The sequence below is a fragment of the Tessaracoccus lapidicaptus genome, from assembly GCF_001693815.1.
GTDB classification, from domain to species: Bacteria; Actinomycetota; Actinomycetes; order Propionibacteriales; family Propionibacteriaceae; genus Arachnia; species Arachnia lapidicapta.
Genome location: NZ_MBQD01000021.1, coordinates 212,864 through 230,035, shown reverse-complemented (window position 1 = coordinate 230,035; position 17,172 = coordinate 212,864). Strand labels below are relative to the sequence as shown.

16 protein-coding genes are annotated in these 17,172 nt (G+C 71.3%); 8 read left to right on the top strand and 8 right to left on the bottom strand.

Annotation, left to right across the window (positions count from 1 at the left end):
• Positions 1 to 294: 294 nt before the first annotated feature.
• Positions 295 to 870: a dCTP deaminase gene (gene dcd / locus BCR15_RS08075; protein ID WP_068751684.1), complete on the bottom strand. Its 576-nt coding sequence runs from the start codon at positions 868 to 870 to the stop codon at positions 295 to 297.
• A 123-nt stretch (positions 871 to 993) separates the two neighbouring features.
• On the opposite strand from dcd, the gene BCR15_RS08070 reads away from it, so the two are divergent.
• On the top strand, positions 994 to 2,868 hold the full coding sequence (locus tag BCR15_RS08070; RefSeq protein WP_068751683.1) for an ABC transporter ATP-binding protein: 1,875 nt from the start codon (positions 994 to 996) through the stop codon (positions 2,866 to 2,868).
• A 4-nt stretch (positions 2,869 to 2,872) separates the two neighbouring features.
• Here BCR15_RS08070 and deoC read toward each other — a convergent pair whose 3' ends face one another.
• From deoC to BCR15_RS08040, 6 genes are read right to left on the bottom strand one after another with little or no spacing between them, the layout of a single operon-like run.
• Entirely contained in the window at positions 2,873 to 3,568 is a 696-nt protein-coding gene (gene deoC, locus BCR15_RS08065; protein ID WP_068751682.1) for a deoxyribose-phosphate aldolase, read from the bottom strand.
• 50 nt (positions 3,569 to 3,618) lie between these two features.
• Entirely contained in the window at positions 3,619 to 5,073 is a 1,455-nt protein-coding gene (locus BCR15_RS08060) for a sensor histidine kinase (RefSeq protein WP_068751681.1), read from the bottom strand.
• Entirely contained in the window at positions 5,070 to 5,795 is a 726-nt protein-coding gene (locus BCR15_RS08055) for a response regulator transcription factor (RefSeq protein ID WP_068751680.1), read from the bottom strand. Before BCR15_RS08055 ends, BCR15_RS08060 begins: the two co-directional genes overlap by 4 nt.
• Before the next feature lie 40 nt (positions 5,796 to 5,835).
• Entirely contained in the window at positions 5,836 to 6,306 is a 471-nt protein-coding gene (locus tag BCR15_RS08050; protein ID WP_068751679.1) for a DoxX family protein, read from the bottom strand.
• Position 6,307: 1 nt separating this feature from the next.
• Entirely contained in the window at positions 6,308 to 7,666 is a 1,359-nt protein-coding gene (locus tag BCR15_RS08045) for an NAD(P)/FAD-dependent oxidoreductase (protein ID WP_068751678.1), read from the bottom strand.
• Entirely contained in the window at positions 7,663 to 8,040 is a 378-nt protein-coding gene (locus BCR15_RS08040) for a VOC family protein (protein WP_068751677.1), read from the bottom strand. The genes BCR15_RS08045 and BCR15_RS08040 overlap by 4 nt, the downstream gene beginning before the upstream one ends.
• A gap of 95 nt (positions 8,041 to 8,135) precedes the next feature.
• Between BCR15_RS08040 and mptB the strand changes: the two genes are divergently transcribed.
• The 7 genes from mptB to BCR15_RS08005 all read left to right on the top strand — a co-directional run bounded on the left by mptB (position 8,136) and on the right by BCR15_RS08005 (position 15,976).
• Positions 8,136 to 9,602, top strand: coding sequence for a polyprenol phosphomannose-dependent alpha 1,6 mannosyltransferase MptB (gene mptB, locus BCR15_RS08035; protein ID WP_068751676.1), 1,467 nt, complete (start codon positions 8,136 to 8,138; stop codon positions 9,600 to 9,602).
• A gap of 74 nt (positions 9,603 to 9,676) precedes the next feature.
• Positions 9,677 to 10,651: an ABC transporter ATP-binding protein gene (locus BCR15_RS08030; protein ID WP_068751675.1), complete on the top strand. Its 975-nt coding sequence runs from the start codon at positions 9,677 to 9,679 to the stop codon at positions 10,649 to 10,651.
• Entirely contained in the window at positions 10,651 to 11,526 is an 876-nt protein-coding gene (locus BCR15_RS08025) for an ABC transporter permease subunit (protein WP_068751674.1), read from the top strand. The genes BCR15_RS08030 and BCR15_RS08025 overlap by 1 nt, the downstream gene beginning before the upstream one ends.
• Positions 11,527 to 11,544: 18 nt before the next feature.
• Entirely contained in the window at positions 11,545 to 12,957 is a 1,413-nt protein-coding gene (thrC, locus tag BCR15_RS08020) for a threonine synthase (RefSeq protein ID WP_068751673.1), read from the top strand.
• Between the two features lie 52 nt (positions 12,958 to 13,009).
• Positions 13,010 to 13,774: an N-formylglutamate amidohydrolase gene (locus tag BCR15_RS08015; protein ID WP_068751672.1), complete on the top strand. Its 765-nt coding sequence runs from the start codon at positions 13,010 to 13,012 to the stop codon at positions 13,772 to 13,774.
• Positions 13,767 to 14,939 carry a peptidase MATCAP family protein gene (locus BCR15_RS08010; RefSeq protein ID WP_068751671.1) on the top strand — a complete coding sequence of 391 codons (1,173 nt, stop codon included), beginning with the start codon at positions 13,767 to 13,769 and terminating at the stop codon, positions 14,937 to 14,939. Before BCR15_RS08015 ends, BCR15_RS08010 begins: the two co-directional genes overlap by 8 nt.
• Positions 14,936 to 15,976 (top strand): glutathione synthetase, encoded by a 1,041-nt coding sequence (locus BCR15_RS08005; RefSeq protein ID WP_068751670.1) that lies wholly within the window; start codon positions 14,936 to 14,938, stop codon positions 15,974 to 15,976. Before BCR15_RS08010 ends, BCR15_RS08005 begins: the two co-directional genes overlap by 4 nt.
• A gap of 3 nt (positions 15,977 to 15,979) precedes the next feature.
• On the opposite strand, the gene BCR15_RS08000 is transcribed toward BCR15_RS08005, so the two are convergent.
• Positions 15,980 to 16,996 (bottom strand): lactonase family protein, encoded by a 1,017-nt coding sequence (locus BCR15_RS08000; RefSeq protein ID WP_068751669.1) that lies wholly within the window; start codon positions 16,994 to 16,996, stop codon positions 15,980 to 15,982.
• Between the last annotated feature and the right edge of the window lie 176 nt (positions 16,997 to 17,172).

The window sequence follows — 17,172 nt, the reverse complement described above, 5'->3', positions numbered from 1 at the left end:
CCACAAGGGCCGCCCGAGCGACGGGTCGCGGCTCCCCGCACCTTCAGAGGATGGGGTCAAGGGATCGACGCCTACGGCGTCGGCTTCGAGACTCGCCCGGACGGCTCCGCCGTCGGGCGCGACCTCAGCGAACGGACAGGCACGACCGCAGCGAGCGGGGTTGGGGGATCGACGCCTGCGGCGTCGGCTTCGAGACTCGCCGCGGTGCCGCGCACCGGGCGCGACCTCAGCGAGCGGGGCCGCGTGACCTCGGGGGGCGGGCAGGCGCGACCGCAGCGGCGACCCCGACCCTCGTCAGACCTGGGTGCGGTGGAAGTTCAGATGCGACCGCGACGGCGTCGGGCCCCGCTGCCCTTGGTACCGCGACCCGTACTGCGCCGACCCGTACGGATGCTCCGCCGGGGAACTCAGCCGGAAGAAGCACAGCTGGCCGATCTTCATCCCCGGCCAGAGCTTCACCGGCAGCGTGGCCATGTTCGACAACTCGAGGGTGACGTGGCCGGAGAAACCAGGGTCGATGAAGCCCGCCGTCGAGTGCGTGAGCAGCCCGAGCCTGCCCAGTGACGACTTGCCCTCGAGGCGCGCCGCGACCGACGACCCCAGCGTCACGCGCTCGAACGTCGACCCCAGCACGAACTCCCCGGGATGCAGCACGAACGGCTCGTCCGCGGGCGTCTCGATGAGGCGCGTGAGGTCCGGCTGCTCGATCGACGGGTCGATCGAGGGATACCGGTGGTTCTCGAACACCCGGAAAAACTTGTCCAGCCGCACGTCCACGCTCGACGGCTGCACCATGGCCGGGTCCCATGGATCGAGGAGGATCCCCCCGGTGTGCACTTCGCCCAAGATGTCGCGGTCGCTCAGCAGCATGGGGTGAGCCTAATGCCCCGCGGTGGCTGCGTCTCCCTCGGCCCATGGGGGCGCGGCTACGCTGGGGGAGCCGTCGGCGGAGGCCGCGGCGACCAGCCCGTCGGCGGGCGGCGAGGAGTGCGAATGAGCGTCGGGCACGGCGGGGGCGGCATGGGCGGCGGCCGCATGCTCGGGCGCCTCGCGGCAGACCCGGAGATCCGGCAGCACAAGCTCGACCGCGGCACCGCTCGCCGGGTCGTCGCCTATGGGGCCCCCTTCAAGGGACTCATCGTCGTCTTCCTCGTCACGGTGATCGTCAGCAGCGCGCTGTCCGTCGCCCCGCTGCTTCTGTTCCAAAGGATCATCGACGACGGCGTGCTCGCCGGCGACGTCGACGTCATCGTCTGGCTCTCGGTCGCCGTCGCCGCCATGGCACTGGGGTCCGCCCTGCTGCAGATCGTGGAGCGCTGGTGCTCGGCGCGCATCGGCGAGGGGCTCATCTACTCGATGCGCACGCAGATCTTCGACCACATGCTGCGGATGCCGATCGCGTTCTTCAGCCGCTCGCACACCGGGAAGTTGGTGTCGCGGCTGCAGTCCGACGTCAACGGCGCCCAGCAGGCGTTCACCTCGACGCTGTCCACGGTCGTGAGCAACTCCATCACGCTGGTGCTGGTGTTGGGCTCGATGCTGGCGCTGTCCTGGCCGCTGACCCTGGCGGCGCTGGTCCTGCTGCCGATCTTCATGGTCCCGGCGCGGATGGTGGGGACGCGGCTCGCGGACCTGTCGCGGCTCCGGATGACCCAGAACGCGGAGATGTCGGCGACCATGACCGAGCGGTTCACCGTCTCCGGAGCCCTGCTGGTGAAGCTCTTCGGCGATCTCGACACCGAGCACGCCACGTTCGCCCGCCAGTCGAAGGACGTCGCCGACTCGGGCGTGAAGATCGCGATGATCTCGCGTGTCTTCATGACCGCCATGGCGCTCGTGGGGGCGCTCGCGACCGCACTGTTCTACGGCTTCGGCGGCGTGGCGGCGGTGGCCGGCGACCTCACCGTGGGGACCCTCACGGCCCTCGTCGCCCTGCTGGCGCGGCTCTACGGCCCGCTGATGCAGCTGTCGAACTTGCGGGTGGACATCATGAGCGCCCTGGTGAGCTTCGAACGCGTCTTCGAGGTCCTGGACCTGGAGCCGCTCATCGTCGACGCCCCGGACGCCCGGCCGGTCTCGGGTCCGCCGTCGGTGGCCTTCCGCGACGTCTGGTTCACCTATCCCGACGCCGCGACGGTGTCGCTGGAGTCGCTCGAGCCGACGGCGGCCGCGGGGGAGTCTGCCAACACGCCGGTGCTGCGGGGGATCTCCTTCCAGGCCGAGCCGGGTCAGACGGTTGCCCTGGTGGGACCGTCCGGAGCGGGGAAGACCACCATCACGCACCTGCTCGCCCGGCTGTACGACGTCGACTCCGGCGTCGTCGAGATCGCCGGCGAGGACGTGCGCCGGCTGACGCTGGCGTCGCTGCAGGACGAGATCGGCTACGTCACCCAGGACGCCCACCTCTTCCACGACACCATCGAGGCCAATCTGCGCTACGCGAAGCCCACCGCGACCGTCGAGGAGCTGTGGGGCGCGCTGGACGCCGCCCAGATCGCCGGGCTCGTGCGGCGGTTGCCCGACGGGCTCGGCACCGTCGTCGGCGAACGCGGCTACCGGCTCAGCGGCGGGGAGCGGCAGCGGTTCGCGATCGCGCGCCTGCTGCTCAAGGCCCCGCCGATCCTCGTCCTCGACGAGGCGACCGCGCACCTGGACTCCGAGTCCGAGACGCTGGTCCAGCGGGCCCTCGACACCGCCCGGGCCGGGCGCACCGCCATCGTTATCGCGCACCGCCTCTCGACGGTGCGGCACGCCGACCAGATCCTCGTCGTCGAGGCGGGGCGTGTCGTCGAGCGGGGGACGCACGCGCAGCTACTGGACGCCGGCGGCGCCTACGCGACGCTCTACGCCACCCAGTTCAGCGACTGAATCTCTAGTAGGCCGAGCCCATCCCGACCTGGCCGCCCGGCTCGTCGCCGTCAGCGCCGTCGAGGACCGCGCGAGTACCGGAGAGGCCCAGCCGCGTCGCACCCGCCTCGACCATCGCATTGGCGGTGGCGTAGTCGCGGATCCCGCCGCTGGCCTTGACGCCGAGGCGGTCGCCCACCGTCGCCGCCATCAACTCCACGGCGTGCACCGACGCCCCGCCGGCCGGGTGGAACCCGGTGGAGGTCTTCACGTAGTCCGCCCCCGCGGCCTCGGCGGCCCTGCAGGCAGCGACGATCTCCTCATCGGTCAGCGCCGCGGACTCGATGATGACCTTGAGCAGGCCGGTCGTCGCTTCGCGCACGGCCCGGATCTCCGCCTCGACGGCGTCCGGCCGGCCCTCCTTGAGCAGGCCGATGTTGATCACCATGTCGATCTCGTCGGCACCCAGCCGCGACGACTCGGCAGCCTCCGCCGCCTTCGCCGAGGAGGTGTGGTTGCCTGACGGGAACCCGCACACGGTGGCGACCTTCACGTCGCCCAGCTCGTCGGTGATCGGCAGCATCGACGGCGACACGCACACGGAGAACGCCCCCAGCTCACGCGCCTCGGCGACGAGCGCGGACACCTGCGCGCGGGTGGCGTCGGTCTTCAGCAGGGTGTGGTCGACCATCTGGGCGAGTGCCGAGCGCGTGATCTCCATGGCGGTCCTTCCGGGCGTGCGGGCCCCGGCGGGCACCGTCGCAGCCGAGCTTACTGCGGGCCTCCCTCGTCGCGGTGGGCCAACGGCAGCACCACCGTGAACACCGTCAGCCCCGGCCGCGACTCCACCGACGCGGACCCGCCGAAGCTCTCGACGACGGCCCGCACGATCGCCAGGCCCAGGCCGGTCGACTGCGCGGCCGAGTGCGCCCGGGCGTCGTCGGCGCGGGCGAACCGCTCGAACACCCGCGGCAGCACCTCCGGCGCGATGCCGGGCCCGTCGTCCAGGACCCGGATGATCGCGACCCCGCCGCCCCGCTGCGCGGACGCCCCGCGCCGCTCCACCGTCGCGGTGACGCTCGTCCCCGGCGGGGTGTGGGTCCGGGCGTTGGCGAGCAGGTTGACCATCACCTGGTGCAGCTGATCCGCATCGGCGAGGACCTCGACCGGGTCCTCGGGGACGTCGAGGAGCCACCGGTGGTCGCGGCTGGCGGCCTGGGCGTCGCTGACGGCGTTGAGGACCACCTCGACGGCGTCCACGGGCCGGGGCTCGACGCGCGCGTCCGCATCGAGCCGCGCGAGCAACAGCAGGTCGTTGACGAGCTTGGTCATGCGCTCGGACTCGGCGCCGATGCGCCCCAGCGCGTGCGCGGTGCCCTCCGGCGACCGCTGACCGAGCTCGGCGTACCCGCGGATAGCGGCCAACGGATTCCGCAGCTCGTGGGAGGCGTCGGCGACGAAACGGCGGAGCTTGGCCTCGGACAGCTCGCGGGCCTGGAGGGCTCCCTCGACGCGGCCGAGCATGTCGTTGAAGGCCGTCGACAGGCGGGTGACCTCGCTGTGCTGGGGGAGGGGGCCGGTCTCGACGCGGGGCACGGCCACCGAGCCGCGCTCGAGCTCCAGACGGCTCACCTCGTCGGCCGTGTCGGTGAGCGCGACGAGCGGCTTGGTGGCGCGGTCGAGGACCGCCCGCGTGACGAACGCGGTGGCCGCGACGGCGAACACGCCGAGCGCGCCAGCGAACGCCGCCAGCCACAGCAGGGTGCGGCGGATGTCCGCGACCGGCAGCCCGACGGCGACCGTGCCGAGCGAGGACTCGCGGGCCTCCACGCGGTAGGTGCCGAGCCCGGGGACGTCGACGGTGTACTTGCCGCCGTCGACGGGCACGGACGTCAGCGCCGACCATGCCTCGATGGTCATCGACGCGTTGGTGGAGCCGTCGCCGACGACGCCGCCCACAGCCCGCCCGTCGATCAGACGCACCGCGATCGCGGTCCCGACCCGCATCCCGGGGGTCTCCAGCCCGGGCGGGCCGTCGTCGTGGATGCTGCTGCGGCTCTGGCGCACCTGCGCGGCGTCGAGTTCGGCGTCGAGCTGGTTGTAGAGGATCGTGCGCAGCGCGACGAGCGTGGTGATCACGACCAGGATCGCCATCACCGCGACCGTCAGGACCAGCCGCGGCTGCAGCTGGGCGGCGAGCGAGCCGCGGCGCTGCGCGCGGGTCACGACCCCGCCGGGCGCAGGACGTAGCCGGCGCCGCGCATCGTGTGGATCATGGGCTCGCGGTCGGCGTCGATCTTCTTGCGCAGGTAGGAGATGTACAGCTCGACGACGTTGGCCTGGCCCCCGAAGTCGTAGTTCCACACCCGATCCAGGATCTGGGCCTTGCTGAGGACGCGCTTGGGGTTGCGCATGAGGAACCGCAGCAGCTCGAACTCGGTGGCGGTGAGTTTGATCGGGACGCCACCGCGGCTGACCTCGTGGGAGTCCTCGTCGAGGATGAGGTCCCCCACGACCAGTTGGGTGTCTGGCCGGACACTGGTCGCCCCACTGCGGCGCAGCAGCCCCCGCAGCCGGGCGATCACCTCCTCGAGCGAGAACGGTTTGGTGACGTAGTCGTCGCCGCCGGCGGTGAGCCCCGCGACGCGGTCGGTGACACCGTCCTTGGCGGTGAGGAAGATCACCGGAACATCCGGCTGCTCCGTCCGGATGCGCCGCATGACCTCGAGCCCGTCGAAGTCCGGCAGCATCATGTCGAGGACCAGCGCGTCCGGCTTGGCGTCTCGGGCCACCCGCACGGCGTCGCCACCCGACGACGCCGTGAACACCTCCCAGCCCTCGTAGCGCATCGCCATGGCCAGCAGTTCGATGAGGCTGGGCTCGTCGTCGACGGTGAGGATCCGGATCGGCGTGCCGTCGGGGCGCGTCAGGGGTTCGGTCACTGGCATGCGCCTACTCTGGCACCCCCGACAGGGCCGACGCTATGCGTCAGCTGTGAGCGAGCTGTGCGTCGTGCGGGTCGGCGATCAGGCGGTCGTGGTCGTCGCGGGGGCGGACGAACAGATGGTCCAGACCGGTCCGGCCGGCGCCGAACACCAGGAACACCAGCCCCAGGGCCGCCTGGGCGGCGTTGTACTCCCAGCCGCCCCCGTGCTGATAGAAGCCGGCGTCGGCGCGGGTCGTCAGGATGACGGCGACGTTCACCGCGACGATCCCGAGCCCCACCAGCGGGGTGGCCAGTCCGAAGACCAGCAGGACGCCCCCGATGAGTTCGAAGGCGACGGCGGCGAGCGCGAGCACCTCAGGGTTCGGCAGTCCGGCGGCCCGGAGGACCGCCTCCTGGGCGTCGAGCCCGGTGACCTGCCACCGGTGCCAGCCGCGGGCCACGAGGGTCACGCCCGCGACGACGCGCGCGACGAGCAGTCCGAGATCGCGCAGGACGCGAAGAAAGCCCCGCACGTCAGGATCCCGGGGTGAGTTCGTCGCGGCGGCCCTTGATGAGCCGACCCGAACTGCCACGGCCGAGGTGCTCGAGCGCGAGCCGACCGACCATCTGCTGGTTCGTGACGACCCGCTGGGAGCGGCCGTTGGTGATGAAGGTGATGGCCCAGCTGAGCAGCGTGGTGACCCGCTGCTTGAAGCCGGCGATGTAGAGCAGGTGCAGGAACAGCCACGCGACCCAGGCGATGAAGCCGCTGAGCTTGATCGACCCGATCTTCGCGACGGCCGCGAACTTGGAGATCGTCGCCATCGAGCCCTTGTCCTTGTACTTGAACGCGCCCGGATCCCCGGTGTGCTCGAGGCGGGAGCGGATCTTCGCGGCGGCGTGCCGCGCGCCCTGAATCGCGCCCTGCGCCACCCCCGGCACCCCCGGCACCGCCATCAGGTCGCCGACGACGAACACCTCGGGGTGACCGGGGAGGCTGAGGTCAGGCTCCACGACGACCCGGCCCGCGCGGTCGAGCTCGGCCCCCGACTGCTCGGCCAGCGTCCGGCCCAGCTCGTTGCCCTGCACACCGGCCGCCCACACCTTCGCGAACGACTCGATGCGCTCCGTGGTCCCGTCCTTGTACCGGATGGTCAGCCCGTTGTCGTCGACGTCGGTGACCAGGGCGCCCAGCTTCACCTCAACCCCGAGCCGTTCCAGCGTCTCCTGGGACTTGGCGCCGAGTTCGGGTCCGAACGGGGGCAGCACCTGGTCGGCGCCGTCGATGAGCAGCACCCGCGCGCTCGCCGGGTCGATGGTGCGGAACTCGTTGCGCAGCGTCGAGGTGGCCAGCTCGCGGATCTGGCCGGCCATCTCCACACCGGTGGGGCCGGCGCCCACGACGGTGAACGTCAGCATGCGGGTGCGCTCGTCCGGGTCGTGGGTGAATTCGGCGATCTCGAACGCGCTGAAGATCCGGGCCCGGAGCTCGAGGGCGTCGTCGATGGACTTCATGCCGGGGGCGAACGTGGCGAAGTGGTCGTTGCCGAAGTAGGACTGCCCGGCGCCGGCGGCCACGATCAGCGAGTCGTAGGGCGTCTCGTTGTACTCGTTGTGGAACCGCCACTTCACGACGCGGTTGGTGAGGTCGATGTCCTCGACCAGCCCGAGGAGGACCTGCGCGTTGGCCTGCCGGCGCAGGATCTCCCGCGTGGCCGGCGCGATCTCGCCCTCGGACAGCACCCCGGTGGCCACCTGGTACAGGAGCGGCTGGAAGAGGTGATGCGTGGTCTTGGCGATCAGCGTCACCTCGACGTCGGCGCGGCGGAGCGCCTTGGCGGCGAACAGCCCCCCGAAGCCGGAGCCGATGATGACGACGCGGTGCCGGCTCATCGCGCGGCCTCATGCAGCTGGATGATGTTGCCGACGGTGTCGTCGAGGTTGATCGACGAGCCCGACGCGTCGGTGAAGCGTTCGCTCACGAAGCCGATGCCCTGCGCCGACAGCCGTTCGATGTCCGCATCCAGGTCGTCGGTGCCGACGACGAGGGCCGGGATGCGCTCGGCGTACAGGCCCGCCCGGTAGGCGGAGGCCACCGGATGGTCGCTCGGCTCCAGCAGCAGGCCGACGTCCTGCCCGCGGCCGGTGATGACGAACACGTGATGCTCCGGCATCGCGATCATGGTCTCGAAGCCGAGCACGTCGGTGTAGAAGCGGTGGGCCGCTCCCGGATCCGTGACGTGGAGGCTGCACATGGCGAGTCGCATTGACCCAGGGTAACCGCCCCCGCAGGGGCGGGGGAGGGGTCGCGGCGCTCCGGCCGGTAGGCTGGTGCGGCTTGGAGTCGGGGAGGAGGCGCCGCGTGGACCGATGGATCGGCTGGCTGCGGCCCGCCCCCGGCGGTCATCCCCGGGCGCCGTGGTGGTGGACTGTCGCGGGTCTCGTGGCCATCCTGTCGCTGGTCGGCACCCAGTTCGTCGACGCGCCGGGGCTCCTGGAGCGCGGCGACTCCTGGTGGCGGGCCGCGGTCTCGCTGCCGGCGCTGGCGGTCCTGCTGCTGGCCTGGTGGCAGATCGGCCCGCGTTTCCGGCGCCAGTGGATCCCCTCCGCCGTCTGGTCCGCCCCGATGCTGATGGCACTGCCGATGTACTCCCGGGACGCGTACGCCTACGCCGCCCAGGGGTGGATGGTGGCCCGCGGGGTCGACCCGTACACGACCGCCCTAGGCGACGCGGGGCAGCCGGGCCTGCTCGTCGGAGTGCACTGGTTCGAGACCACCGCGGTGTACCCGGCGTTGTCACTGGAGCTGTTCGGGGCCCTCGCGCAGCTGACGGGCAGCCATCCGTACTGGACCACCGTGGCGCTGCGCCTGCCGAACCTGCTGGCGCTGCTGCTGCTCGGCCTCGTGCTGCGGCGGCTGGCCCGGCGATTCGCCCTCGACGAGGGCTTGGTGATCTGGGCCGGCCTCACCAACCCGATCATGCTGATCCAGTGGGTGGGCGGCGTGCACAACGACGCGCTCATGGTGGCGCTGGGCGTGGCCGCGCTGCTCGCCGCCACCGACCTCGGCTGGCGGGGGTGGCGCGGGCTGCTCGTCGCGGGCGTGCTGCTGGGCCTGGCGATGGGCATCAAGCAGTCGGCCGCCCTCTACGGGCTGGGCGTGGTCGCCGTGGCCTGGGCGGTGCGGTTCCGGTCCTGGGGGGCGGCGCCCGCCGTCGCCGGGTCGGATGCCCACCCGGCCCGCGGGAGCGCTGCGGGATGGTGGCGACTGGCCCTCACCGCGGTCGTCCCCGGGGTGGTGACCATCGCGGTGTTCGCGTTGACGTCGCTGCGGTTCGGCTTCGGGTGGCGGAGCCCGACCGCCGGCAACCCCGTCGGAGCCATGAGCAACGCGCCGCTGTCATGGGTGGCCGAGGGGCTGCGCTACCCCCTCACCGACGACGCCGCCAACTCGATCGTCACCGCCGTGTCGACACTGCTCATCCTCGCCGCAGTAGCCGTGGCCTGGGTCAAGCTGGGGCCCCGCGGCGACGACCCGCGCGACCCCTGGGCCTTCGCGATGGCCGTGCTGGCGGCGTTCTGTGTCCTGGGCCCTGCGTTGCAGCCCTGGTACCTGACCTGGCTGCTGCCGCTGTACGTCTTCTGGCGCACCGGGGCCCGCTGGCATCGGGCCTGGCTGGTGGTCGTGGTCGGCTTCACCCTGCTCCCCGCGCTCCAGACGATGATGCCGCCGCTCATCGCGATGCCGCTGGTGGCGGTCCCCCTGGGGCTGTTGTGGCGGTGGATGGCCCGCGCCGCGGTCAGCCCCCTGCCCGCAGCGGGCCGCTAGGACGACCGCGGGCCCATTCCGCAGGGACCACGGGCGGATCCGGGGCGTGCGCCGCACGGGCTAGCGTCGGTGCCATGACTCACATCGCCTGGCCCGACGGGGCATCCGACTGGGCCGTCGAGGCCACGGGGTTGGTGAAGCGCTACGGGGGGCGGCGCGTCCTGGCCGGGTTGGACCTGCGGGTGCCGCGTGGTGGCGTCCACGGGCTCCTCGGCCCCAACGGCTCGGGCAAGACCACGTCGATCCGCATCCTCCTGGGGCTCGTGCGGGCCGACGCCGGCACGGTGCGGCTGCTGGGGCACGAGGTCCCGGCCGAGCTGCCGCGGGTTATCGGCCGGGTCGGCGCCATCGTCGAGTCGCCCCGCTTCGCGCCGCGCATGACCGGGCGGCACAACCTCGACGTGCTGGCCGACTCGATCGGCGTCTACCGCCGACGCGTGACGGAGGTGCTCCTCGAGGTCGGCCTGGGCGCCGACGCCGACCGCGACTTCGGCACCTACTCGCTCGGGATGAAGCAGCGGCTGGCCATCGCGGCGACCCTGCTCAAGCGCCCCGAGCTGCTCATCTTCGACGAACCCACCAACGGGCTGGACCCCGTCGGCATCCGCGACATCCGTGCCACGATGCGCGACCTGGCTGACGCGGGGATCACCGTGTTGGTGTCGTCGCACATCCTGTCCGAGATCGAGCAGGTCGCCGACTCGGTGTCGATCATCGCGCAGGGCCGCGTCGTCGCGGCGGGCCCCATGGGCCAGTTCCTGGAGGGAGCGACGCCGCACGTCCGGGTCGGGATCGACCGGCCGGTGGCCGCGGCGGAGGTGCTGCGGCGCGCCGGGTGGCGCGTCGAACCGGCCGAGGGCGGGGTGCGGGTCCTCGCCCGGAGCGCGGCCGCGCCCTGCCCCGCCGACATCGCGCGCGAGCTCGGTCGGGCCGACCTCTGGCCCGACCACCTGTCCCTGGAGCGGGAGAGCCTCGAGCGCGTCTTCCTGGATCTCACCTCGGGCGCGGACCTCGTCGGCGCCCAAGGTCGCCGGCGGGAGGTGGCGTGATGGATCTGTTGCGCGCCGAACTCAACCGGCTCCGCTACCGGCGCCGGTTCCTCTGGGGACTGCTCGCCGTGCTGCTCGTCAGCCTCGCGGCGCCGATGCTGTGGATGGACGCAGCCCGGCCGCTCTCGCAGGCGGAACTGGCGGAGGGCCAGGCCGCGTTCGACAGCATCCCCGGCGGTGAGTGCCCGGAGTGCAGCGTCGCGGACTATCTGCGGAGCCCGTGGCCGTTCTCGGTCGTCGTCGAGTCGGGCATCCTGCCGTTCGTCGTGATGATCGCGCTCATGACGCTCGGGATCACCGTGCTCTACGTCGGCTCCGACTTCCGGTCCGGCGCCGTGGCCACCCAGCTCACCTTCACCCCGCGCAGGACGGCGCTGGTGCTCACGCGCAGCGCCGTCTCGGGGCTCCTGGGCGGGAGCGTGATGGCCATCGCGACCGTGGTCAGCACCGTCGTGTCCGCGATCTGGTTCATCGCCCTCAACGGCTACCAGGCGTTCGACGCCACACCGGTCCTCCTGGGACTCGTGCTGGCGGCCCTCTTCTACGGGCTCGTGCTCGGCGCCCTGGGCGGGCTGCTGACGGTGCTGGCCGGCGGGGCCAGCGTCGCGGCCACGCTCCTGCTCGGGGTGTTCGTCGTCGACGTGCTGACGCTGTCGCTGAGCGTCGAGGCCACTCTGCCGGGGTGGGTGTACCACCTCCTGCCGACCCAGCAGGCCTACGCGTTGCTCCACGGATCGGCCGAGTCCTACAACATAGCGGGCGAGATGTTCCTGACGATCGGCCGGGTGGAGGCGGTCGTCTACCACCTGCTGGTGGTCCTGCTGGTGGCGGCGGTCACGCTCCCGCTGTTCGAGCGGCGCGACATCAAGAACTAGCTCGGTAGCATGGCGCGCATGCGCTACATCTCCACCCGTGACACCTCGGGCCGGCCCGGCAAGCGGTTCAGCGACATCCTGCTCGAGGGCCTGGCCGCCGACGGCGGCCTGTACCTGCCGGAGGCCTACCCGACGGTGACCCCCGAGACCCTGGAGGCGTGGCGGGAACTCCTCGCCCGCGACGGATACGCGGGGTTGGCCTTCGAGATCGTGCGCCTCTTCGTCGACGACATCCCGGCCGACGACCTCCGCGGCATCGTCGAACGGGCCTACGCCCCGGAGAAGTTCCTCGATCCGGCCGTCGTGCCGGTCACTCGCCTCAGCGACGGGCTGTGGCTGGCGCACCTCAGCAACGGGCCGTCCGCGGCCTTCAAGGACATGGCGATGCAGCTGCTGGGGGAGCTGTTCGCCTACGAACTGGCCCGGCGGGGCGAGACCATCACCATCGTGGGGGCCACGTCCGGTGACACCGGCTCCTCGGCGGAGTACGCGCTGCTCGGTAAGCCGGGCGTGCGGGTGTTCATGCTGTCGCCGCGGGGGCGCATGACCCCCTTCCAACAGGCGCAGATGTTCTCGATCGACGACCCCGGCATCGTCAACATCGCCGTCGAGGGCGTGTTCGACGACTGCCAGGACCTGGTCAAGGAGCTCAACGCCGACGCCGACTTCAAGGCCCGGCACCGCCTCGGCGCCGTGAACTCGATCAACTGGGCCCGGCTCATGGCGCAGATCGTGTACTACTTCGCCGCCTGGCTGCAGATCCCCGGGGACGCCCCGGTGAGCTTCGCGGTTCCGTCGGGCAACTTCGGCAACATCGCGGCCGGGCACATCGCCCGCCAGATGGGGCTGCCGATCCATCGCCTGATCCTGGCGACCAACGAGAACAACGTGCTCGAGGAGTTCTTCCGCACCGGGCGATACCGAATCCGCGGGGCGTCCGAGACGCTGGCCACGTCGTCGCCGTCCATGGACATCTCCAAGGCCTCGAACTTCGAGCGGTTCGTCTTCGATCTCCTGGGCCGCGACGCCGACCGCCTGCGGGCGCTGTTCGTCGACGACCTGGCCGACGGCGAGTTCGACCTCTCGGCGACACCCGAGTTCGCCGGCCAGCTCGAGCGGTTCGGGTTCGTGGCCGGCACCTCCACGCATGCGGACCGGCTGGCGGAGATCCGCCGCGTCCTCGACGCCGACGGCGTGATGATCGACCCGCACACCGCCGACGCCGTGCACGTCGCGCGCGCCAGCGGGGTGCCGGCACCCATCGTCGTCCTCGAGACGGCGCTGCCAGTGAAGTTCGCCGCCACCATCGTCGAGGCGACCGGCCAGGTGCCGCCCCGCCCTGAGCGATTCGCCGGCATCGAGGATCTGCCTCGGCACGTGGTGGAGCTGCCGCGCGACGCCGGCGCGCTGCGCGCACTCATCGAGGGCTGAATCTTCACCCGGATCCGTGTCGTCCTCCCCGGAGCGGGGTAAGGATGGGGGCATGGAACCATTCGAATTCGTCGGGGACTGGTCCGGGCAACTCGTCGCCACGTCCATCCACGGGGGGCATGATCTGCGGCCGGAGGTCGCAGACCTGATGGTGCTGCCCGAGGACGACCGGTTCCGCGAGGAGGACCCCTACACCGACCGCATCGCGGCGCTGGCGCCCGCCAGGGTGCGGGTGCACCGCTCGCGCTTCGAGACCGATCTGAACCGCGTCCGGGAGAAGGCGGTGTACCGCCGGCCCGAGGACGCGTGGGGCCTGCACATGTGGTCGGTCGATCCGCTCCCGGACGACGTCGTCGCTCGCTCGCTCGAGGTCTATGACGGCTTCTTCGCGGCGCTGGGGGAGCGCCTCGACGCCGTGGCGGCCCGTGGCCCCTTCGTCCTCTACGACGTGCACTCCTACAACCACCGCCGCCACGGTGAGGAGGCCGACGCCGAGCCGTGGGTCGAGAACCCGGAGATCAACCTGGGTACCGGCTCGGTAGATCTCGACCGCTTCCAGGGCGTGGTCGACGCGTTCCGCGGCTCGATGCTCGGCCAGGGCTTCGACATCCGCGAGAACGTGAAGTTCAAGGGACAGAACCTTGCCTGGTGGGTCCACGACCGCTACGCCGGCGTCGGCTGCGTGCTCGCGATCGAGTTCAAGAAGACCTTCATGGACGAGTGGACGGGCGTCCCCGACGACGACCGCATCACCTTCCTGTCGCGGGCGCTCGCCGCCACGATGGACCCGGTCCTGGAGGCGCTGCCCCGTGACTGACAACCCAGTGGCGGTCATCGACCGCGCCATCGATCATCAGCTGTCCCAGCTCGGGCAGAGCTTCCGGTTCGTCCTCGACGTGACGCCGGTCGACGCCGACGACGTCAAGGACGCCTTCCTGGCCGGCGACGTCGACGAGCCCACCTTCACCTACCGCGAACTCGAAACCGATCCGGAGGTGCTCCAAACGGTGCTCGAGCGCATCGACGTCGGTGCGGTGCGGGACGGCACCGTCGCGTCCCTGCTTGAGGGCAAGAAGCGCGAGCTCGGGCTGCAGCTGGCCATGCTCCGCGCGCGGGACTCCGCCGACTTCCGAACGCTCAGCGTGGAGCTCTACGGAGGCGTGCACCCCGACCTCCTCACCGCGGCCGACGCCATCCTGGCCCGGGTCGAGCCGCAGTCCTGGGGCGGGGACCGGCTGACAGCCGAGGAGTTCCTCGACCTGGCCCGCGAGGAGATCGACTACTACCGCTCGCTCGAGCCCGACGTCGACATCCACGCCGAGATCCGGCCGGACTCCACCGGGGTCATGGTCTCCGGCAACCTGCTGCTCATCGGACCGGAGGCGTCGGTGGCCTGCGACCGTGCCACGGCCCTGATCCAGCACGAAGTGGGGACCCACCTGGTCACCCAGGTCAACGGCTCGCACCAGCCCCTCCAGGTGCTCGGCACGGGTCTGGCGGGCTACGACGAGACGCAGGAGGGGCTCGCCGTCCTGGCCGAGATCGCCAGCGGGGAGCTGACCGCGACCCGGCTGCGCCAGCTGGCCGGCCGGGTCGTCAGCGTGCACCGCATGCTCGGTGGGGCCGGGTTCCGCGAGTGCTGGTCCGCCCTCGTCGACGAGGGCTTCCACCCGGGCGGCGCCTACACGACCGTCATGCGCGTTTTCCGCTCCGGCGGCCTGACCAAGGATGCGATCTATCTCCGCGGCCTGCTCGACCTGTTGGCGCACCTGCGCCGCGGCGGGACACTCGATGCGCTGTTCCTCGGGAAGTTCTCCCTCGTCGACCTCCCGCTGGCCGACGACCTCGAGGCCCGCGGGGTCCTGCACCCGCCTGTGCTCATCCCGCGCTGGTTCGACGACCCGACCGGACGGGAGCGGCTCGACGTCGCGGCCCGGACCACCGACCCCACCGCACTCATCCAGAAAGGTGCTGCAGCATGAGAATCGGATTCGTCGTCAACGACGTCCTCACCGAGAAGGCTACGTACACCACGACCCGGCTCGCCATGCAGGCCACGACCATGGGCCACGAGGCGTGGCTCATCGGCATGGGCAACTTCGCCTACGAGCCGGACGGTTCGCTCAGCGCCCGGGCACGGGGAGTGACGGGCAAAAACTACCGGTCGCTCGAGCGCTATCTCGACGACGTGCAGAAGCCTGAGGTGGAGGAGCGGGTCACGCTGTCGGAGATGGACGTCGTGATGCTGCGCAGCGACCCCGCCGACGACGCGCACGAGGCGGCGTGGGCGAACAACGCCGGCGTCGCGTTCGGACAGCTCATCGCCTCGACCGGCGTCCTGGTGGTCAACGACCCGGGCAGCCTGGCCAACGCGCTGTCCAAGGCGTACTTCCAGCACTTCCCGGAGGTCGTGCGACCCCGCACCCTCATCTCGCGCGACCGCGAGCAGATCGCCTCCTTCGTCAGCGACCTCGGGGGGCGGGCTGTCCTCAAGCCGCTGCAGGGCTCAGGGGGCAGCGGGGTCTTCCTCGTCAACACCGACGAGTCGCCGAACCTCAACCAGATCATCGAGGCCATCGCGCGTGACGGCTACGTCGTGACGCAGGAGTATCTGGAGGAGGCGAAGAACGGCGACGTGCGGATGTTCGTCATGAACGGCAAGCCGCTCGTCGTCAACGGCAAGTACGCGGCCTTCCGGCGCAAATCGAGCGGGTCGGACATCCGGTCCAACATGTCCGCGGGCGGTGAGGCATTCGCGGTCAAGGTGACCGACGAGATGCTGGCCATGGTCGACGTCGTGCGGCCCAAGCTCGTCGCCGACGGCATGTTCCTCGTCGGGCTCGACATCGTGGGCGACAAGCTCATGGAGGTCAACGTGTTCAGCCCCGGTGGGCTGGGCAGCTGTCAGTCGCTGTACGAGGAGAACTTCTCGGTCGCGATCATCGAGGATCTGGAGCGCAAGCTCGACATCCGCCGCCACAACCCCGGCATCGGCAACGTCGACCTCGCGACCCTCTGACCGTCAGAGGATCTCGATCCAGTTGGCCCCGAGGCCGACGGCGTGCCGCGCGATTTCCGTCAGCGCCCCGTCGGCATCCGGCCGGTACAGGGCAACGACCCGATCGATCTCCGACGCCACCAGCAGGGTGTCGTCGGGAAGGACGACGAAGTGTCGCGGTTGCGCGACCACGTCTGAGTGCGCCGTGGCCCGGCCCAGGGCGCCGTCGGCGCCGACCTCCACGGCGGTGATCGTGCCGCGCGTGCGCTCGGCGCTGTAGAGACGCCGGCCGTCGGTGCTGAGGCGCAGGTCTGAGCCCCAGATCAGGTCCTCGGCGCGGGGGTCGGCGCCGAAGCGGCTGTGCGACAGCCCTCGGTCGATCGGGATGTTGGTGACCCGCTCGGCCACGTCCAGCGTCCCCGTCTCGGGATCCCGCCGGTAGCGCAGGGCCTCGCCGGAGTACTCCGTGTTCACGTACAGCGAGGTGGCGGCGGCGTCGAGGATGAGATGCCGCGGGCCCGATCCCTCCGGCGCCGGGGCGGTGGGCGGGTCGAGCGGCGTGAGCGCGCCGTCGGGACCGACGGCGAACTGCGCCACCAGGTCCTCGCGCAGGGAGACGAAGTAGGCGAAGCGGTCGTCGGGGCTGAGGATGACGCTGTGCATGTTCTGCCGGCGGATGGGCTCCCCGACGGGAGTGAGCGCGCCCTCCGCCGAGACCTGCCACACCTCTCCGACGTGGTCGTGATAGGACGCGCTGAACAGCAGCCCGCCGTCGCTCGACAGCGTGAGGTACACCGGGGCCCCATGCGCGGGGTACGACGCGATGGGCTCCAACGAGCCGTCGTCGGCCAGCCGCAGGACGCTGACCCCCGTCGGGTCGCTCGTGCCGGCGAACACCAACCGGCGGTCGCGGTCGACCGCCAGGGGGAGCCCGGGGGCGACGGCGGTGGTGGCGACAGCGGCGAGGCTCCCGTCGGCGACGCGCAGCGTCGTGATGGTGCCGTCCTTGGCGTTCGCGATGAGGGCGAGGAGGGGTTCCATGCCCGTCAGCCTAGCCGGGACGGCCTCCCTGGAGCCTTGGCCGGCGACCCTGAGGGAGTCGCCCCGGGCGAGCTGAGTGGGCGCACAAAGGTTGAGCCGGGTCGACTCAACCCGGCTTGAGCGGGACGCCGGCTTGTGGTTAACTTGAGTCAGCTCGGCTCAAGAACCATCGAACT

Excerpts from the sequence above, each read along its gene's own strand:
- dcd (WP_068751684.1), bottom strand. The coding sequence starts at position 870 with ATGCTGCTGAGCGACCGCGACATCTTGGGCGAAGTGCACACCGGGGGG.
- BCR15_RS08005 (WP_068751670.1), top strand. The coding sequence starts at position 14,936 with ATGAGAATCGGATTCGTCGTCAACGACGTCCTCACCGAGAAGGCTACG.
- BCR15_RS08030 (WP_068751675.1), top strand. The coding sequence starts at position 9,677 with ATGACTCACATCGCCTGGCCCGACGGGGCATCCGACTGGGCCGTCGAG.
- BCR15_RS08025 (WP_068751674.1), top strand. The coding sequence starts at position 10,651 with ATGGATCTGTTGCGCGCCGAACTCAACCGGCTCCGCTACCGGCGCCGG.
- BCR15_RS08055 (WP_068751680.1), bottom strand. The coding sequence starts at position 5,795 with ATGCCAGTGACCGAACCCCTGACGCGCCCCGACGGCACGCCGATCCGG.
- BCR15_RS08045 (WP_068751678.1), bottom strand. The coding sequence starts at position 7,666 with ATGAGCCGGCACCGCGTCGTCATCATCGGCTCCGGCTTCGGGGGGCTG.
- BCR15_RS08000 (WP_068751669.1), bottom strand. The coding sequence starts at position 16,996 with ATGGAACCCCTCCTCGCCCTCATCGCGAACGCCAAGGACGGCACCATC.
- BCR15_RS08040 (WP_068751677.1), bottom strand. The coding sequence starts at position 8,040 with ATGCGACTCGCCATGTGCAGCCTCCACGTCACGGATCCGGGAGCGGCC.
- deoC (WP_068751682.1), bottom strand. The coding sequence starts at position 3,568 with ATGGAGATCACGCGCTCGGCACTCGCCCAGATGGTCGACCACACCCTG.
- thrC (WP_068751673.1), top strand. The coding sequence starts at position 11,545 with ATGCGCTACATCTCCACCCGTGACACCTCGGGCCGGCCCGGCAAGCGG.
- BCR15_RS08070 (WP_068751683.1), top strand. The coding sequence starts at position 994 with ATGAGCGTCGGGCACGGCGGGGGCGGCATGGGCGGCGGCCGCATGCTC.
- BCR15_RS08015 (WP_068751672.1), top strand. The coding sequence starts at position 13,010 with ATGGAACCATTCGAATTCGTCGGGGACTGGTCCGGGCAACTCGTCGCC.